The sequence below is a fragment of the Arthrobacter sp. efr-133-R2A-120 genome (assembly GCF_030209835.1).
In the GTDB taxonomy this organism is placed as follows: domain Bacteria; phylum Actinomycetota; class Actinomycetes; order Actinomycetales; family Micrococcaceae; genus Arthrobacter.
Genome location: NZ_JARVRF010000003.1, coordinates 236268 through 251131 on the forward strand (window position 1 = coordinate 236268; position 14864 = coordinate 251131).

The following is a 14864-nucleotide window of genomic DNA, read 5'->3' on the forward strand; positions in this document are numbered from 1 at the left end:
TCTGCGATGGAATCGCGGGCTTGGTACGGTGTGTCGCTCAATCAGCGCAGGCGCCGTTACCCTTCGGCGTTCCGGTTTCCCGTGCGCCAACGAATGCCCGCGTCGATGAAGTCGTCGATGTCGCCGTCGAACACCGCTGACGTGTTGCCCACTTCGTGTTCAGTCCGCAAATCCTTGACCATCTGGTACGGATTGAGCACATACGAACGCATCTGGTCGCCCCACGATGCCTTCACGTCACCTGCGAATGCCTTCTTCTCAGCATCTTCCTGCTCCTTTTTCAGGAGCAGGAGCCGCGATTGCAGCACGCGCATTGCGGCTGCGCGGTTCTGCAGCTGGGACTTCTCATTCTGCATGGAGACGACGATCCCCGTGGGGATGTGGGTCAACCGTACTGCGGAGTCGGTCGTGTTGACGGATTGCCCGCCAGGACCGGAAGAACGGAAAACATCGACGCGGATCTCATTGTCCGGAATGTCGATCGAGTCGGTCTGCTCAATGAGCGGGATGACCTCGACGGCGGCAAAAGACGTTTGCCGGCGCCCTTGGTTGTCGAAAGGGCTGATGCGGACAAGCCGATGCGTCCCGGCTTCGACACTGAGGGTACCGAAAGCGTACGGCGCCTTGACCTCGAAAGTGGCCGATTTGAGGCCGGCCTCTTCGGCGTACGAGGTGTCCATCACGGTCGTCGGGTAGCCATGGCGTTCCGCCCAGCGCAAGTACATGCGCATGAGCATTTCGGCGAAGTCTGCCGCGTCAACACCGCCGGCGCCCGCACGAATCGTGACGACGGCTTCACGTTCGTCGTATTCGCCCGAGAGCAGGGTTACCACTTCAAGTTCCTTGAGGGCCTTGCGGATTGATTCGAGTTCCGTGGCGGCTTCGACCATGGAGTCGTCGTCGTCCTCGTCCTGGCCGAGTTCGACAAGAACCTCGAGATCGTCGATGCGGCCCGTCAGCCTGTTCAACCGTTCAAGTTCCGACTGCCGGTGGGACAACTTGGACGTAATGACCTGCGCGGAGGCTGGATCGTCCCAGAGATTCGGTTCACCAGCTTGCTCGCTCAGTTCTTCGATCTCTTCCTTGAGCTTCTCGACGTCGGAAACCTGTTCGATGGAGCGGTAGGTGGAGCGAAGCGCGCGAATTTCTGCGGGAAAGTCAATCTGAGCCATGGTTGTTCCAGAGTACGCCATCCGCTGGCGGCCTTGGCACGGGGCTGGACGTGTGACGCTTGGAATTCAGCGGGTCAGCCGGGAACGTGCGGTGGACCGCGCTTCGATCGGAACACCGCCGGGAAGCAGAAAGCTGACCACGGGCGGATGGGCAACCGCGCTCAGCACAACTTCGGCCGTGGTGCTGTCCGGACTACCAGTACCCGGTGCGACGGCAAGTTGATCGAACCGAGAATGGGCGCCGTTTTGGCTGAGGTATGACTCGGTAACGCTTCGCACCCGCCCGCTGTTCAGGACGGCCGAGGGCGTTTCACCGCTGCTGTCTACCTGGCCGAGGGAATAGCTGTCCGCGGCTGCGACCGAAGCTCCGTCGGCCATGGAGAGGAGCTTCTTATGTTCGATGTAGATGGCGGAGGCCGCAGCAACGACCGTTGACAGCAACAACGCAATCACGACATAACCGATGGTCAAGACCATCAAATGGCCGGCTTCCCGTTCCGATTTACCGGACCGCGTGCTCATGGGAAGGTCTGTCACCGGAACCGCCCGACGATTTGCGTAGCCGACGCACTCAGATTCGCGGCGTCCAGATTCAGAGTGTCTCCAAAGGGCACCATCGGCAACGGCACCGTGAGCCTGACGGTAACGGTGACCGCAGCACCGGCAGACCCGCAATCGCTGCGATCGCACGCGACGTCCACGGATGCCCGCTCCGCGGAATGGCCATAGTCGGCAAGGGTCAAAAGGACGGCCTGTTCAGCGGCGACCCGCCCCTGGGAGGTGTCATTCTGCATGACATAGACCTTCGCGGCTTGGTCCGCTGCCCCCACGACGGCGAACGAGCCGCCCTGGATTTGTCCAATAGTGACGATGAAATAGACCACGGGAACCATGAGCAGAAGGGACAGCAGGATGAACTCGACCACTGCGCTTCCCCGCTCAGAAGCACATGCCGGGCCGGTAGATTCCCGGTTCTCCGCGAGTGGCAGGCAGGCCGCCTCCCGGAAGCGGGCGAGCACGGCACGGCCAGGATCAGCCGGGAGTCGCAGCATGCCCGCTCACCTCCAGCGCCGCTCCGGGTCCTATCAGCCCGATGACGGGCAAGGGTGCCCGGACCGTCACTTCCAAGGTACGGATTCCTCGGAAACTAGCCTCCGACGTCGAGATGTCCCGGGCAAAGTCTGCGTTCAGCGCCGTTTCGATCAGGTCTGCGGTGCGCTCACGTGCATCGGCCGGTGTCCGGTCGGCGAGGGCGCCGTGACGGGCACCGGACGAGGCCGCGTCAATAAGGGTGTTGCGCACGTGCAACACGAGGGTCAGTTGGATGACGGCGAGGAAAAACATCGTCAACAGCCCGCCGACGAGCACAAAATCCACGACGGCGGAGCCACGTTCACCACCGCTGCCGGCACCGATGCCGCTGCCATCTTCCGCTCCCCTGGTGCGGAACGGCATGGACTACTTTCCGACCTTGCTCATGGCCTGGTTGAAGAGTCCCTCAAGAGCCGGGCCTGCCAGCGCCAGCAGCCCGGCTACAAGTGCGGCGGACATCAATGTGATCATGACCCATCCGGGTACGTCGCCTCGCGCGGGATGATCGTCGCCGGGGGCCGGCCTTTTGTCCGAAGGCGTTCCATCGGCTGATCTGGACGGCAGGAGAGTCCGCAGCTGCCACAGCAAAAGTCCTGAAGCGGGCAAGGCCCGACGTCCAAGCTTTTTCATTTTCCCCATTTAATTTTCCCCCATTTCGTTGTGCCGGAATCCGTTACGAATATCCGTGCAGTTCTTTGTTTTCGGCATTCAAGCGAATGCCGATGTGATGGACATGAAAAGGCTTGTTGGAAACCGCCATCAGAAGCCAAGATCCAGCGCGGCCAAACCGGGATAGACGGCGAAGATCACGGTGAGGGGCAGGACGCCGAAAACCAGCGGCACCATCATGGCGATTTCTTTGCGACCCGCCGATTCCATCAACTCTCGCTTGGCCGAATCGCGGACATCCGCAGCTTGGGCCCGCAAAACATCAGCCAAAGGAGTACCGCGTTCGACGGCAACGACGATTCCATCCACGAACCGAACAAGCGGGCCGAGCTCGGTTCGTCCCGAAAACTCGTGCAAGGCTTCGACCAGGGGCGTGCCGGCCCGCGTGGCCGCCAATACCAAGGCAAATTCCTTCGCCAATTCGCCGCGGGCCGTGCGACACACTCGATCGAGGGCACCGCTGGTGCTCTCCCCCGCGCCCACCGCGAGGGCCATCAGTTCGGCAAGGCTGGGGAATTCCGCCAGCATCCGCCTTTCCCTTCGTTTGATCCGCACCCCCAGCATGTAGTCCCGGAAAAGAAACCCTCCCAGTGCACAAACCAGGACCGAGACGACCGCAAGCCCCGGACTGAACCGGCCCGCGGTCGCACCCATGACCACCAGAACAATCGCTGTGGCAAAGCCCGCCGCCGCCCACAGCAACTGCTCCGCGCGGAAGTCCAGCGCGGACTTTCCAGAGCCGGCCCTTGCCAGCCTCCTGTTGAGGGAAGTGGTGCCCAGGTTGAACTTCGCCAAGTAGCGGAGGGCGTCCCGGAACACCGGCCGCAGAATGCGCTCCAAAGGGCCGAACGGTGCAACGTCCGGGGTTGTGGACAGCAGCCGCGATTCAATGTTCTGGGACCGGAGTTGCGGCTCGATGCGCCCCGCGAAGGGAATGGCCCGCATAAACGGCATGCGGACAAAGATGAGCCACAATCCGGCTCCCAGAAGAAGTCCGCAGAACACGGCCGGGGCAGTCAACGCAGCACCCTTTCATCTTCAGGAAGGGCGCCGATGCGCAGCATGACCCAATAGCAGAAGCCCGAGACCAACAATCCGCCTCCCAGCACACTGACTCCGGCCGCGGAGTTGTAGGCGGCGACAGCTTCCGGCCTGCTGGCCAGCAGCATCAGGACGATCCATGGGGCGGCAACGGCCAAGCGCGCTCCGTTGATGGTCCACGATTGTCGCGCCTCAAGCTCACTGCGGGTCCTCGCACTCTCACGGAGGAACTCGGCGAGAGTTCCCAGTAGTCGGCCGAGATCGGATCCACCCACGTCGCGCGTCAGTCTGAGCGCCTCAATGATCCGGTCGGCGACGGGATCGGCCAAGCGGTCCTTTAACTTGTTCAACGCCGAATCGAAATGGCCGCCGGAACGGTAATCCGCACCAAACTCTCGGAAAAGGGCACGCAACTCTTCTGGGCCCTTGTCACCGAGCTGGACAAGCGCCTCGGGCAGCGAAAGTCCCGCACGGATTGCCGAGCGCAAATGGTCGACCACATCGGGCCAGAGCTCCCGTAGCATGGCGGTCCGCTTGCGCGCCCGCCAGCTGACAACGGCCAAGGGAAGCCACGCACCGAACAGGCCGAAGCACGCCGCAATCGAAAAGGACGCCGTCACGACGTAGATCACCAAAGTGGTGAATACACCCAATCCGAGGCACGATGCGATGAATCCCCCGCCGCTCACCTTTTCGATCCCGGCCATGAGCAACAGAGACTCAAGGCGTTTCGGTTTTGGCTCCTTGACGGCGAGCGGGTGTTCCCATGCAGACCACCAGATGAGAAACACCCCCAGGCCACAGAGAACCCCCAGCAGCGGCGCCATCAGTAGTGCTCCAGGAGCGCGGCGACGTCAAAACCTGCCCGGGCGAATTTCTCTGCGGCCGGCATGGAATTCGACGTCGGTTGGAGTCTGCCATCCTGCATCGCGAATACCTTGGACGACTCAATGATGCCGTTCTCCACGCGTCGCCCCAGCGAAAGGACCTCCGTGACCTGCCGGCGACCGTCCGCGTGGCGGCTGCAATGGACCACGAGGTCGATGCAGGATGCCACCGTCGGAACGACGAACGCACTCGAAATGTTCCCGCCGGCCAGCAGAGGCAGAGTGCAAATCTTGGTCACGGCGTCATGGGCGGAATTCGCATGGACGGTGCACATGCCAGGCAGGCCCGAATTTAACGCAATAAGCATGTCCAGGCTTTCGGCTTCCCGGACCTCCCCCACCACGAGACGATCCGGCCGCATGCGAAGAGCCTCTTTGACGAGCCGGCGTAAGGGAATTTGGCCTTGACCCTCGAGGTTTGGCTGGCGGCACTGGAGGCCAACGACGTCACGCAGCGGGAAATGGAGTTCAAAGATCTCTTCGACGGTGATGACCCGTTCCCGGGAGCCGATATTGGCTGCCAGGCAGTTGAGCATGGTGGTCTTTCCGGCCTGGGTGGCTCCTGAGACGAGAATGTTCAGTCCGCTTGCCACCGCGGCTCCCAGGAATCGGGCTGACCCAGGCGTCAACGTCCCCAGCTCCACCAGATGCTCGAGCCGGGTCGCCTTGACCACGAATTTGCGGATATTGACAGCCCAATGGCGGCGGGTGACATCGGGAATGACTACGTGGAGCCGGGAGCCATCGGGCAGGGCCGCGTCCACGAAGGGTGACGAGAGGTCCAGCCTGCGCCCGGAACTCTTAAGCATCCGTTCAACGAGGTCGCGAACCTGCTGCTCCGTGAGGCTGATCGAGGTAAGTTCGGATTCGCCGTTCCGGGCAACGTAAACCTCGTTCGGCGCATTGAGCCAGACCTCTTCGATGGTGGGGTCATCCAGAAGCGGCTGGAGCGGGCCGAAGCCGGCAACGGCGTCGAACACGTACTTGCGCGCAATGTCCAAATGTCCCAAAGGAGGCAAGGGGCCGAGAAGCGCCCGCTCATCGTAGTCATTCACGGCGGCCTCGACGAGCCGGTGAACTTCGACTGCTTGGCTCAAAGGATCCAGTCCACGCCGACGAATCAGCTCGCGGACTTCATCCTCGACGATGCGCAAAGCCTCCATTTTCCCCCCAATGCAGCATGCGCCCACGCGCTGCGGAAAACCTTCAACAAGGTTAAAAGTAGGGGAGGTTACAAGCTGAGACCAAGTCATTTTGAGGGACCTGTGGATAATTGTCTTATCCGCAAGTCACACCAGAAACACGTGAATCTCTGGCCACTCCAGACCCCAATTATCAGGGCAAAAGAAGGATCTCATGCCGAAAACACCGCGCGGATATCCCCGCGGCCGCTGGTTCAGCAGGCCCCGCCTGGTGACCGGTGCCGCGGTACTGATGGTACTGATGGTACTGTCCGCGATTGTCACGCCTGCGCAAGCAGAAGAGAGTTCAAGCGACCCCCTTCCTGGAACATCGTCGGCATCAGTCTCGCCCCCTGACCCCACGCCGGCTGCCCAGGCCATGGCACGGTTGAAGGGGCACCGACATTCGCGGGTATGCGGCGACGCACCCCCGGGCTACGCATCATGCCATGCGGAAATCGACGACGAAGTCGCTGGTCCCCTGGCTGCCGGGCAGCTTCTCCCCGCCGGGTACGGGCCGGCAGACCTGCAGTCCGCCTATAAGCTGCCCTCACTCACCGCCGGCACCGGCAGGACCGTAGCGGTAGTCGATCCGTATGATGCCCCGACTGCCGAGGCGGATTTGGCTGTCTACCGGACGAGGTACGGGCAGCTTCCTTGTTCTTCAGCCTCGGGGTGCTTCCGGAAAGTAAACCAAAACGGCGGAACCTCCCTGCCGGCCCCCAACGCGGCGTGGGCCCAGGAAGCGTCCCTCGATGTCCAAATGGTCTCGGCGGCCTGTCCCAATTGCAACATCCTGCTCGTCGAGGCCACATCCAATTCCCTCACCGATCTGGGCACTGCGGTCAATACCGCGGTCAATCTGGGTGCCAGTGCTGTCTCAATGAGCTTCGGGGGGCCGGAGGTCAGCGGGATCACCCGGTTCGACGCCGCCTATTTCAATCACCCCGGGATCCCTCTCGTGGCCAGCTCCGGCGACAACGGCTACACGAACACCACCGCACCGCCTTCGGTGAACTATCCAGCCTCCTCCCCCAATGTCGTCGCGGTTGGGGGCACCACCCTGACCCTCGACACAAGCAAGGTGCGGGGCTGGACCGAGCGAGCTTGGGGGGCCACCGGATCCGGCGCGGCCGGTCCGGGCAGCGGGTGCTCGGCTTACGAGCCCAAGCCGGCCTGGCAGCACGACACGGGCTGTCCCAACCGCACCGTCGCCGATCTGGCCTCAGTTGCCGACCCGAGCACCGGCGTCGCTGTCTACGACAGCACCCCCAGCAACGGGATGAGCGGGTGGATGGTCTTTGGCGGAACCAGCGCTGCCGCCCCCGTCATCGCAGCCACGTACGCCCTCGCGGGCCCCACGCCTGCGGGAATCTCCCCTGCCCAGCTTGGCTACAGCTCACCGTGGGCGCTCAATGATGTTGCCAACGGTGCGAACGGGACGTGCACCGTGCCTTATCTGTGCACCGCCGGCTACGGATACGACGGGCCCACCGGGCTCGGCACCGCTCAAGGTTTGACAGCCTTCACTTCTTCTTCGAGCCCGCCTTCGTTCACCGATGTCCCCGGCAGCTACCCCTTCTATATAGAAGTGACGTGGATGGCATACAACGGCATCACCACGGGCTATCCCGACGGTACGTTCCGCCCCGTCCAACCCGTCACGCGCGAAGCAATGGCTGCTTTCCTCTATCGCCTCAGGGGAAGTCCCTTCTTCATCCCGCCGGTTATCTCTCCGTTCAGGGACATCGGACTACTTTCACCCTTCTACAAGGAAATCACCTGGCTGGCCTCCACCGGCATCACCACCGGATACCCCGACGGCACCTACCGCCCCTCGGAACCTGTCAATCGCGATGCCATGGCTGCATTCCTCTACCGGCTTGCCGGCAAACCCGCATACACCCCGCCCGGTGCCTCACCGTTCACCGATCTCACCCCGGCTACCCCGTTCTACCTCGAAATCACGTGGCTGGCCTCGACCGGCATCACGACCGGATACGCCGATGGCACCTTCCGGCCGCTGAACCCTGTCAACCGCGACGCCATGGCTGCGTTCATGTACCGCTACAACGCCAGAATCGGTCGTTGAGGACTACAGCCACAGGCGCCGGTTAGCCCATCCGGCGCTGTGAACCGACTAACTTTGAGGACCCCAGGTTCGGATGGACGCACAGTGGCGCCAATGTTGGTCCAGTCGTTGGATAACTGTTCAGCCACTAGTCACACCAGCACCACATAAAACTCTGGTCACTCCTGCCCCTGAATGCTATGGTGTCCCGGTTAGGAGCTGGCCTTATGGTGCACTGCAGAAGCGTTAGTTGCTGGAGCTGCAGTCGCAAGCTATCACCATGTGCCCTCAATTGAGCGGCACCTTGCCGGAATTGAAAATGAAACGAACAACCGCTGTAAAGGGACTTCGATTCCCCGTCGCGCGCACTGGCGTCGCACTAGGCATCGCGCTCGGCTTGACTCTCACCGTGGCCGGGGCCACTCCGTCGGAAAGCGCGATCTCCGCTGCTTCAGCACAGACGCAAGCCACGAAAGCAGAAACAACTGCGGGTACGAAACCGGGCCTATCTCCGACGGTTCCTGGCGGCTCCCCTGCTCCTAGGCCGCCTGCTCCAGCAAGTGCGCTAAGTCCGTTGACCGACTCCGCTGCAGAGACGACGGCGCCGGTCACCACACCTTCGCCGGTCGCAATGCCAGCGATGCCCGGCAGCACTCCGATCATCGGCGACGCGATGAAGCGCGCCATGCTCCAGGCGATTCCCAGCGGTGGAGCCGAAATGGGCCAGCGGTCGCCGCGAGTCTTGGCTGACAAGAACCAACCGGCAAGTGCAGCACCCATGGGGTCCCGTACCGTGGCAGGCACTCTCTCCATGGCACTAGACACCGGACACTGGTCTCCGTCGTTCGGCGTCGCTGGGCAGGATGTCAGCGCGTATCAAGGGAACGTCGATTGGGCATCCCAGTGGAACCAAGGCTCACGTTTCGCCTACGTGAAAGCCTCGGAGGGCAACTACTACGTCAATGGGAATTTCTCCCAGCAATACGCCGGCTCACGCAGCGTCGGAATGATCCGTGGCGCGTATCATTTCGCCATTCCGAACTGGTCCTCGGGGGCAGACCAGGCTAGGTACTTCGTAGCAAACGGTGGAGGGTGGAGCCCTGACGGCTACACACTCCCGCCGGTCCTGGACATCGAATACAACCCCTATGAGGGCCAAACCATCGGCGGCTTCTACTTCGGCGACGTTTGCTATGGCATGTCAGGTGCGCAAATGAGCAGCTGGATAGCGGATTTCGGGAACACCATACAAGCACTGACCGGCCGGTATCCCGTTATTTACAGCACTACCGATTGGTGGGCTCGATGCACGGGAAACTCGGCTTCCTTCAGTGCATATCCGCTGTGGATTGCTTCCTACCCCTCTTCCCCAGGCAATTCGCCGGGCGTTTTGCCGGCCAGCTGGAACCAATTCAGCATGTGGCAGTACAGCAGCACCGGCCCGTTCCAGGGGGATTCGAACGTGTGGAACGGCTCATACGCCTCGCTCGCAGTCTTTGCGGGCACGACGCCGCAAGGATCGTTTGATAGCCTCACCGCGGAGCGAACCGACACGGCCGCTTCTCTAAGAGTCAGGGGGTGGGCCGCGGACGCCGGATTACCGCAAAACACTACCGAAGCACACGCCTACGTCACCGCCCCGAACGGCTCGCAACAGCTCTACAAGATCCCGGCCACAACTTATAGACCGGATGTAAACCAAGCACTAGGTCTCGGAGACAACCACGGTTTCGACCAACAAATCCCCGTGACCGTATCGGGGAACTACCAAGTTTGCGTCTACGCCATTGGAAAATTCACCAACGTTGGGTTGGGATGCAAAACGATCTCAGTCGTAGGAGCGGAACCACCCATCGGCAACGTCGATGATGCCTACGAAGTCCGTACACCTGACAAGGTGAGCTTCAGGATTCGCGGCTGGGTAGTGGACATGAGCAACACATCGTCGACGGCGGCCGCCCACGCCTATGTTTCCGCACCCGACGGAACGACCACGGGTTACGTAGTGCCAGCCAATGCATCCCGTCCTGACGTGAATCAGGTCTTGGGCATTGGAGGCAACCACGGCTTCCAGCAGGACATCAACATCACAAAAGCCGGGACCTACCGCATTTGCTTCTACGCCGTGGGCCAGTACCTGCACTCGGACATGGGGTGTAAGTCTTTCACCATCGCTGCGGCAGCCCTGCCGGTCGGGTCCTTTGACTCCGTGGATCTCAAGACGACCAGCACCACGGCCTCGCTGACCACGCGCGGTTGGGCCCTGGATTACGGAGACACCACCAGGCAAATTGCGGTGCACGTCTACGTACAATCACCGGACGGAACCACCCAGCTCTACAAGATCACGGCTTCACAGCCGCGACCGGACGTGAACAAGGTTCTTCAGGTCCCCGGGGACCATGGATACCAGACGGACATACCACTTAGCGCACCGGGCACGTACCGGGTCTGTTCCTGGGCCATCGCCCTTAGCCCCGTCGCTCCAGGAAACGCCCTGCTCGGTTGCAAGTCCGTGACGGTCGGAGTCAGTGCCAAGCCCGTCGGATTTCTGGACTCGGTCAAGCTCTCGACAACGAACGGCGTCACGTCCCTTACCGCCTCCGGATGGGCCATGGACCCGACCACCGGCGCATCAATTGAGGTGCACGTCTACGTGACACAGCCAGACACCCAGCAAAAGTACTTCCCCATCATCGCCAACCTGCCAAGGCCCGATGTGAACGCGGCGATGAAGACCACGGGAGACCATGGCTTCTCGCTGTCGACAAACATCCTCCAACGGGGCACCTACAGGGTATGCGCGCATGGAATAGCTACGTCTCCCTTCTCGTTGGGAAACACGCTCCTGGGTTGCACGAACATCACGTTCTAGTGTGGTGGCGGCCCCACTGCGGGGCCGCCACCAAGCTTCGACAGTGCGTACGCTGTCGGTGAGGCCGGCATACCCAAGGTAAGATTCTGTTCGGCCAATGAGCCGCGCCGATCGGCCAAGTGCAAATACCGACACGAACGGGGAATATCCGTGGCTTCGAAGCCCGCTTCTGCTTTGCTGCGCCGATTCGGAGGCTTTGCAACGTCGCTCTTGTTTTCAACTGCCGTAAATCTCCTTGCCATTCCTTTTGTGATATCGACTTTGGGTCCAGGGATATGGGGCGAACTGGCAGTGGCGCAAGCGACGGCGGCAATATTCGGCGTCGTCGTCGCGTTCGGTTGGGGAACCGTCGGGGCAGCCATGGTCGCCTCCACCCCGGTAGCACGGCGGCCCCAAATGTTCTTGAATTCGGTGGTCAGCCGGCTCTACCTGTTCCTCTTCGCAGCGCCAGTGATGTTTTTCGTGCTCCTTCTGTTGACGCGGGTCGATCCCGTGGCGGCCGCGGTTGCCTCACTGGCCTATTTGATGCCATTCCTCGGCGCCTCCTGGTATTTCATCGGCCAGGCCAAGCCGTGGTTCCTTCTGTTCTTCGATGTGCTCCCCCAGGGACTAGGCGTCATCACCGGCGTGATTCTGCTGCAATTCTTCCCTTATGCAATCGTGTTTGCCGGCAGCCTGCTTGCGTTTAACGTCATCGCCGTCGCGGTCGGAGCTCTGGCGGCCACGAAGGGGGGACATGAAACACCGCTCACGATGAACTTGGGCTTTGTGCCCGCCATGCAACGGCTTCGGAACCAAAAATTTGGCGTCATCGCTGCAGGCACCGGAACCATCAACAGCAATCTGCCGATGATCGCAGTCTCGCTCGTAGTCCCGCCGGCGGTCCCCCTCTACGCCCTCACGGACAAGCTGTTCAGATTTGCCGTGGCAGGGTTTGGGCCGGTGCTGCAAGTTGTGCAGGGCTGGATTCCCGAATCTGGGCGAGCCCGCAGCATGGAACGCATCCAACTAGTGGCCAAGTTTGTCCCCGCTGTCGGGGCCCTGGGCGGGGTGCTTCTGGCGGTGTTGATCCCGTGGGCAAGCCCGATCTTCTCACGGGGCGAGATCACCGTCGGATACGCATTGAGCATTCCTTTTGGCTTGATCTTCGCGGCCGTGTTGGTAGCCCAAGTCGTCGGCCTGGCATGTCTCATACCGCTCGGCGAAGGCGCCATCCTGGCCAAATCGACGGCGCTGGGCGCCATTCTTAACGTTCCCCTGATGTTCGCCATGGGGGCACTGTACGGGGGTTCGGGCGTGGCGTGGGCCGTCGGTTTGTCCGAGGTTGTCGTGGCCGCCTATCAAGTGATGGCCGTACGGCGACACTTCAGGGAGCAGGCGTTGAAGCCGGTGCCTGAGTCCGTGGAGGATCCAGGCACCGGCCCAACCGCTCCTTAGTTAGCGGCTTCGAGCTCCTAAGCCGTTGACGAAGAGCTCCGCCGGAGCACCCGCTACGAATTCCAGCAGGCATGGCGGCGCGATGTCCCCACTGCGCAAGCCTGACCACAACACCCTCAGCGTCGGCCTCCACGCATGACCGCTGGAAAAGGCCGACAGACCGGTCTCCACGTCCGCGGAACTAATGGCAACCCGGGCCTTCAGACAGTCCATCATGGTCCGGCGCCACCCAAAGCTGAGATCGTTGGATGTGCGCAGCATCGCTAGCAGGCTCTTGCTGCCATGGTATTTCTTCGACATCGACGCAAGGTGCCGCCACGATGACAGGATGCCTCGGTGGTCTTCCACCTCCCCAAGGACATTTCCGCCGTGTTGGACGTAGTCCTGCAGCACGTCCTCTACCACCAGGGCACCACCGGTGGCCGCGGCGCACACTGCGAGCCAATGATCGTGGACCTGCGTGATGGTTTCCAGCCGCGGAAAGGGAAGCGCCAGATCGAGAAGTTCCCTGCGGAAGACGCAAAGGCTTCCGGTCACTTGGTTTTGGGCAACCAACGCGCTAAAGGGAACGTTCTTTCGGGCTGTGGAATCAGCCACAACCTCATGCCCGGGATTTCGGACCACCCTGGCCTGCCCCGAAACCAGCGCCACATCATTCAGCTGAGGAATAAGCGTGGCGAGTTTGGAGGGGTACCACCGATCATCCTGGTCCGCCAGCGCCACCCACTGCGCTTCAGGGGGAACAGCTTGAACAACCCTCTCGAAGTTACCGTAAAACCCCAGTCTTTCAGGGAATCCAAGGACCCGAAACCGGCTATCGTCGTTGAGCTCCGCCCTGACAAATTCGGCGATTTCCTGGTCGCCCCCATCGGCGGAGATCAGGCAGACAAAATCGGTGTGGCTTTGATCCTGGATAGACCGGAGCTGGGCACGGAAAAGGTCCCAGTCAGGACGGTATGCGGCGAGGGCCACCACACCGAATGAGGAAGAGTCATAAGCCATCTCGGTCAGCCGCTAGCCGATCGCGGGACTGGTGGCGAGGTAGGCGTCAAGAGCTTCCCGGGCGGACCGCGGCTCAAATCCCGCTTCCCGGATCTTGCTCAAGTCCAGGACGCTGTTGAGCGGGCGTGGAGCGGCGGCTTTGCCACGGAAGTACTCTTCGGTGGTGACGCCTGTGACGGAATCCCGTGCCGCGCCGCTGAGCTCGTAGACGTCGGCGGCGATGTCAGCCCATGACTGCGGCTCACCGGCGTTGCTGAGGTTGTACGTGCCGTAGCTGGCTTTGGAGTCGAGCAAGTGTTTGATTCCCGCGGCGATATCCTCGGTGAAGGTCAAGCGGCCGATCTGGTCGTTGACCACGGAGGGTTCAATCCCGCGCGCTGCGAGGGACGCCATGGTGCGGACGAAATTGTTGCCTTCACCAATGACCCAGCTGGTGCGCACGATGTAGTGCTTTGGAACGACGCTGACCACGGCGTCGCCGGCGGCCTTCGTCTGCCCGTACACGCCCAGCGGCGAGACTGGCTCGTCTTCCCCATGGGTGTCAGCAGCGCCATCGAACACGTAGTCGGAGGAGACATGCACGAGCGTCAGGTCGTGCTCGACGGCGGCCCGTGCCAGACGAGCGACGGCAGCGACGTTGGTCTCCCAGGCGGCCTGGCGGCCTTCCGGGGTTTCGGCCGCGTCGACGGCGGTGTAAGCGGCCGCGTTGATGACGGCGGAGTAGTTCTTCCAGTTCCTTTGCTCGATCGCATCCGGGGAACTGAGGTCGAACTCGGCGCGGCCGGCAAACTCAACGGAGGCATCGCCGTCGTACAGTTCCCGAAGGGCTTTGCCGAGCTGGCCGTTGGCACCCAGAACCAGCGTCTTCTTAGGGCCCATCGGCCGCACATCCGCCAGGCGCGGATGGGCCTTGTCCTTGTCAGAAAGCTCGGCCCGCTCGAGCTGGATGGGCCAGTCGATGGCCGCTGTCTCGTCGGCCAGGTTCAGGAAGGTGTACTGGCCCTGGGCGTCAGCGCTCCAATGGTCGTTGACCAAGTAGGTGTAAGCAGTGTTGTCTTCCAGGGTCTGGAAAGCGTTGCCCACACCCCTGGGGATGAAAATTGCCTGGCTCGGATCCAGCTCGGCGGTGAATACGGCACCAAACGATGGCCCTTCGCGCAAGTCCACCCAGGCGCCGAAGATCTTGCCCGTGGCCACAGAGATGAATTTGTCCCAAGGTTCGGCGTGGATGCCGCGGGTGGTACCGGCTTTTTCGTTGAAAGAGATGTTGTTCTGAACCGGCTTGAAGTCAGGAAGGCCCAGGGCCAGCATCTTCTCGCGCTGCCAGTTCTCCTTGAACCAACCGCGGTTGTCGCCGTGGACGGGAAGCTCGTAAAGAACGACGCCGGGAATCGGTGTTTCGCGGGCACTGAGCTGCTTGGAAAACTCGATCGACAT

At 61.7% G+C, this 14864-nt stretch carries 13 protein-coding genes; 3 read left to right on the forward strand and 10 right to left on the reverse strand.

Annotated features, from left to right (window positions below; all coding sequences use genetic code 11):
• Nucleotides 1-56: 56 nt before the first annotated feature.
• From prfB to QRN52_RS03025, 8 genes are all read right to left on the reverse strand, one after another.
• Nucleotides 57-1172 (reverse strand): peptide chain release factor 2, encoded by a 1116-nt coding sequence (gene prfB / locus QRN52_RS02990; protein WP_284751283.1) that lies wholly within the window; start codon nucleotides 1170-1172, stop codon nucleotides 57-59.
• A gap of 66 nt (nucleotides 1173-1238) precedes the next feature.
• Entirely contained in the window at nucleotides 1239-1694 is a 456-nt protein-coding gene (locus tag QRN52_RS02995) for a hypothetical protein (RefSeq protein ID WP_284751284.1), read from the reverse strand.
• An 11-nt stretch (nucleotides 1695-1705) separates the two neighbouring features.
• Complete coding sequence (locus tag QRN52_RS03000; protein ID WP_284751285.1) at nucleotides 1706-2224, reverse strand: hypothetical protein; 519 nt, start codon at nucleotides 2222-2224, stop codon at nucleotides 1706-1708.
• Nucleotides 2205-2627 (reverse strand): TadE family protein, encoded by a 423-nt coding sequence (locus QRN52_RS03005; protein WP_284751286.1) that lies wholly within the window; start codon nucleotides 2625-2627, stop codon nucleotides 2205-2207. Before QRN52_RS03005 ends, QRN52_RS03000 begins: the two co-directional genes overlap by 20 nt.
• A 3-nt stretch (nucleotides 2628-2630) precedes the next feature.
• Nucleotides 2631-2894 (reverse strand): hypothetical protein, encoded by a 264-nt coding sequence (locus QRN52_RS03010; protein WP_284751287.1) that lies wholly within the window; start codon nucleotides 2892-2894, stop codon nucleotides 2631-2633.
• A gap of 129 nt (nucleotides 2895-3023) precedes the next feature.
• Nucleotides 3024-3953 carry a type II secretion system F family protein gene (locus tag QRN52_RS03015; protein WP_284751288.1) on the reverse strand — a complete coding sequence of 310 codons (930 nt, stop codon included), beginning with the start codon at nucleotides 3951-3953 and terminating at the stop codon, nucleotides 3024-3026.
• A complete protein-coding gene (locus QRN52_RS03020; protein WP_284751289.1) occupies nucleotides 3950-4801 on the reverse strand; it encodes a type II secretion system F family protein in 852 nt (283 codons plus the stop codon). The genes QRN52_RS03015 and QRN52_RS03020 overlap by 4 nt, the downstream gene beginning before the upstream one ends.
• Nucleotides 4801-6024, reverse strand: a complete 1224-nt coding sequence (locus QRN52_RS03025; protein WP_284751290.1) for a TadA family conjugal transfer-associated ATPase — start codon at nucleotides 6022-6024, stop codon at nucleotides 4801-4803. Before QRN52_RS03025 ends, QRN52_RS03020 begins: the two co-directional genes overlap by 1 nt.
• Before the next feature lie 193 nt (nucleotides 6025-6217).
• Here QRN52_RS03025 and QRN52_RS03030 point away from each other — a divergent pair, with 193 nt between their 5' ends.
• The 3 genes from QRN52_RS03030 (at nucleotide 6218) to QRN52_RS03040 (ending at nucleotide 12425) form a co-directional block, all read left to right on the forward strand.
• On the forward strand, nucleotides 6218-8134 hold the full coding sequence (locus tag QRN52_RS03030; protein ID WP_284751291.1) for an S-layer homology domain-containing protein: 1917 nt from the start codon (nucleotides 6218-6220) through the stop codon (nucleotides 8132-8134).
• A gap of 553 nt (nucleotides 8135-8687) precedes the next feature.
• A complete protein-coding gene (locus QRN52_RS03035) occupies nucleotides 8688-10988 on the forward strand; it encodes a lysozyme (protein ID WP_284751292.1) in 2301 nt (766 codons plus the stop codon).
• A gap of 249 nt (nucleotides 10989-11237) precedes the next feature.
• Nucleotides 11238-12425 carry a lipopolysaccharide biosynthesis protein gene (locus QRN52_RS03040; protein ID WP_284751293.1) on the forward strand — a complete coding sequence of 396 codons (1188 nt, stop codon included), beginning with the start codon at nucleotides 11238-11240 and terminating at the stop codon, nucleotides 12423-12425.
• Here QRN52_RS03040 and QRN52_RS03045 read toward each other — a convergent pair whose 3' ends face one another.
• The gene (locus QRN52_RS03045) at nucleotides 12426-13427 is read right to left on the reverse strand and encodes a glycosyltransferase (protein ID WP_284751294.1); all 1002 of its coding nucleotides are present in this window, start codon (nucleotides 13425-13427) and stop codon (nucleotides 12426-12428) included.
• Between the two features lie 12 nt (nucleotides 13428-13439).
• Nucleotides 13440-14864, reverse strand: coding sequence for a sugar nucleotide-binding protein (locus tag QRN52_RS03050; RefSeq protein ID WP_284751295.1), 1425 nt, complete (start codon nucleotides 14862-14864; stop codon nucleotides 13440-13442).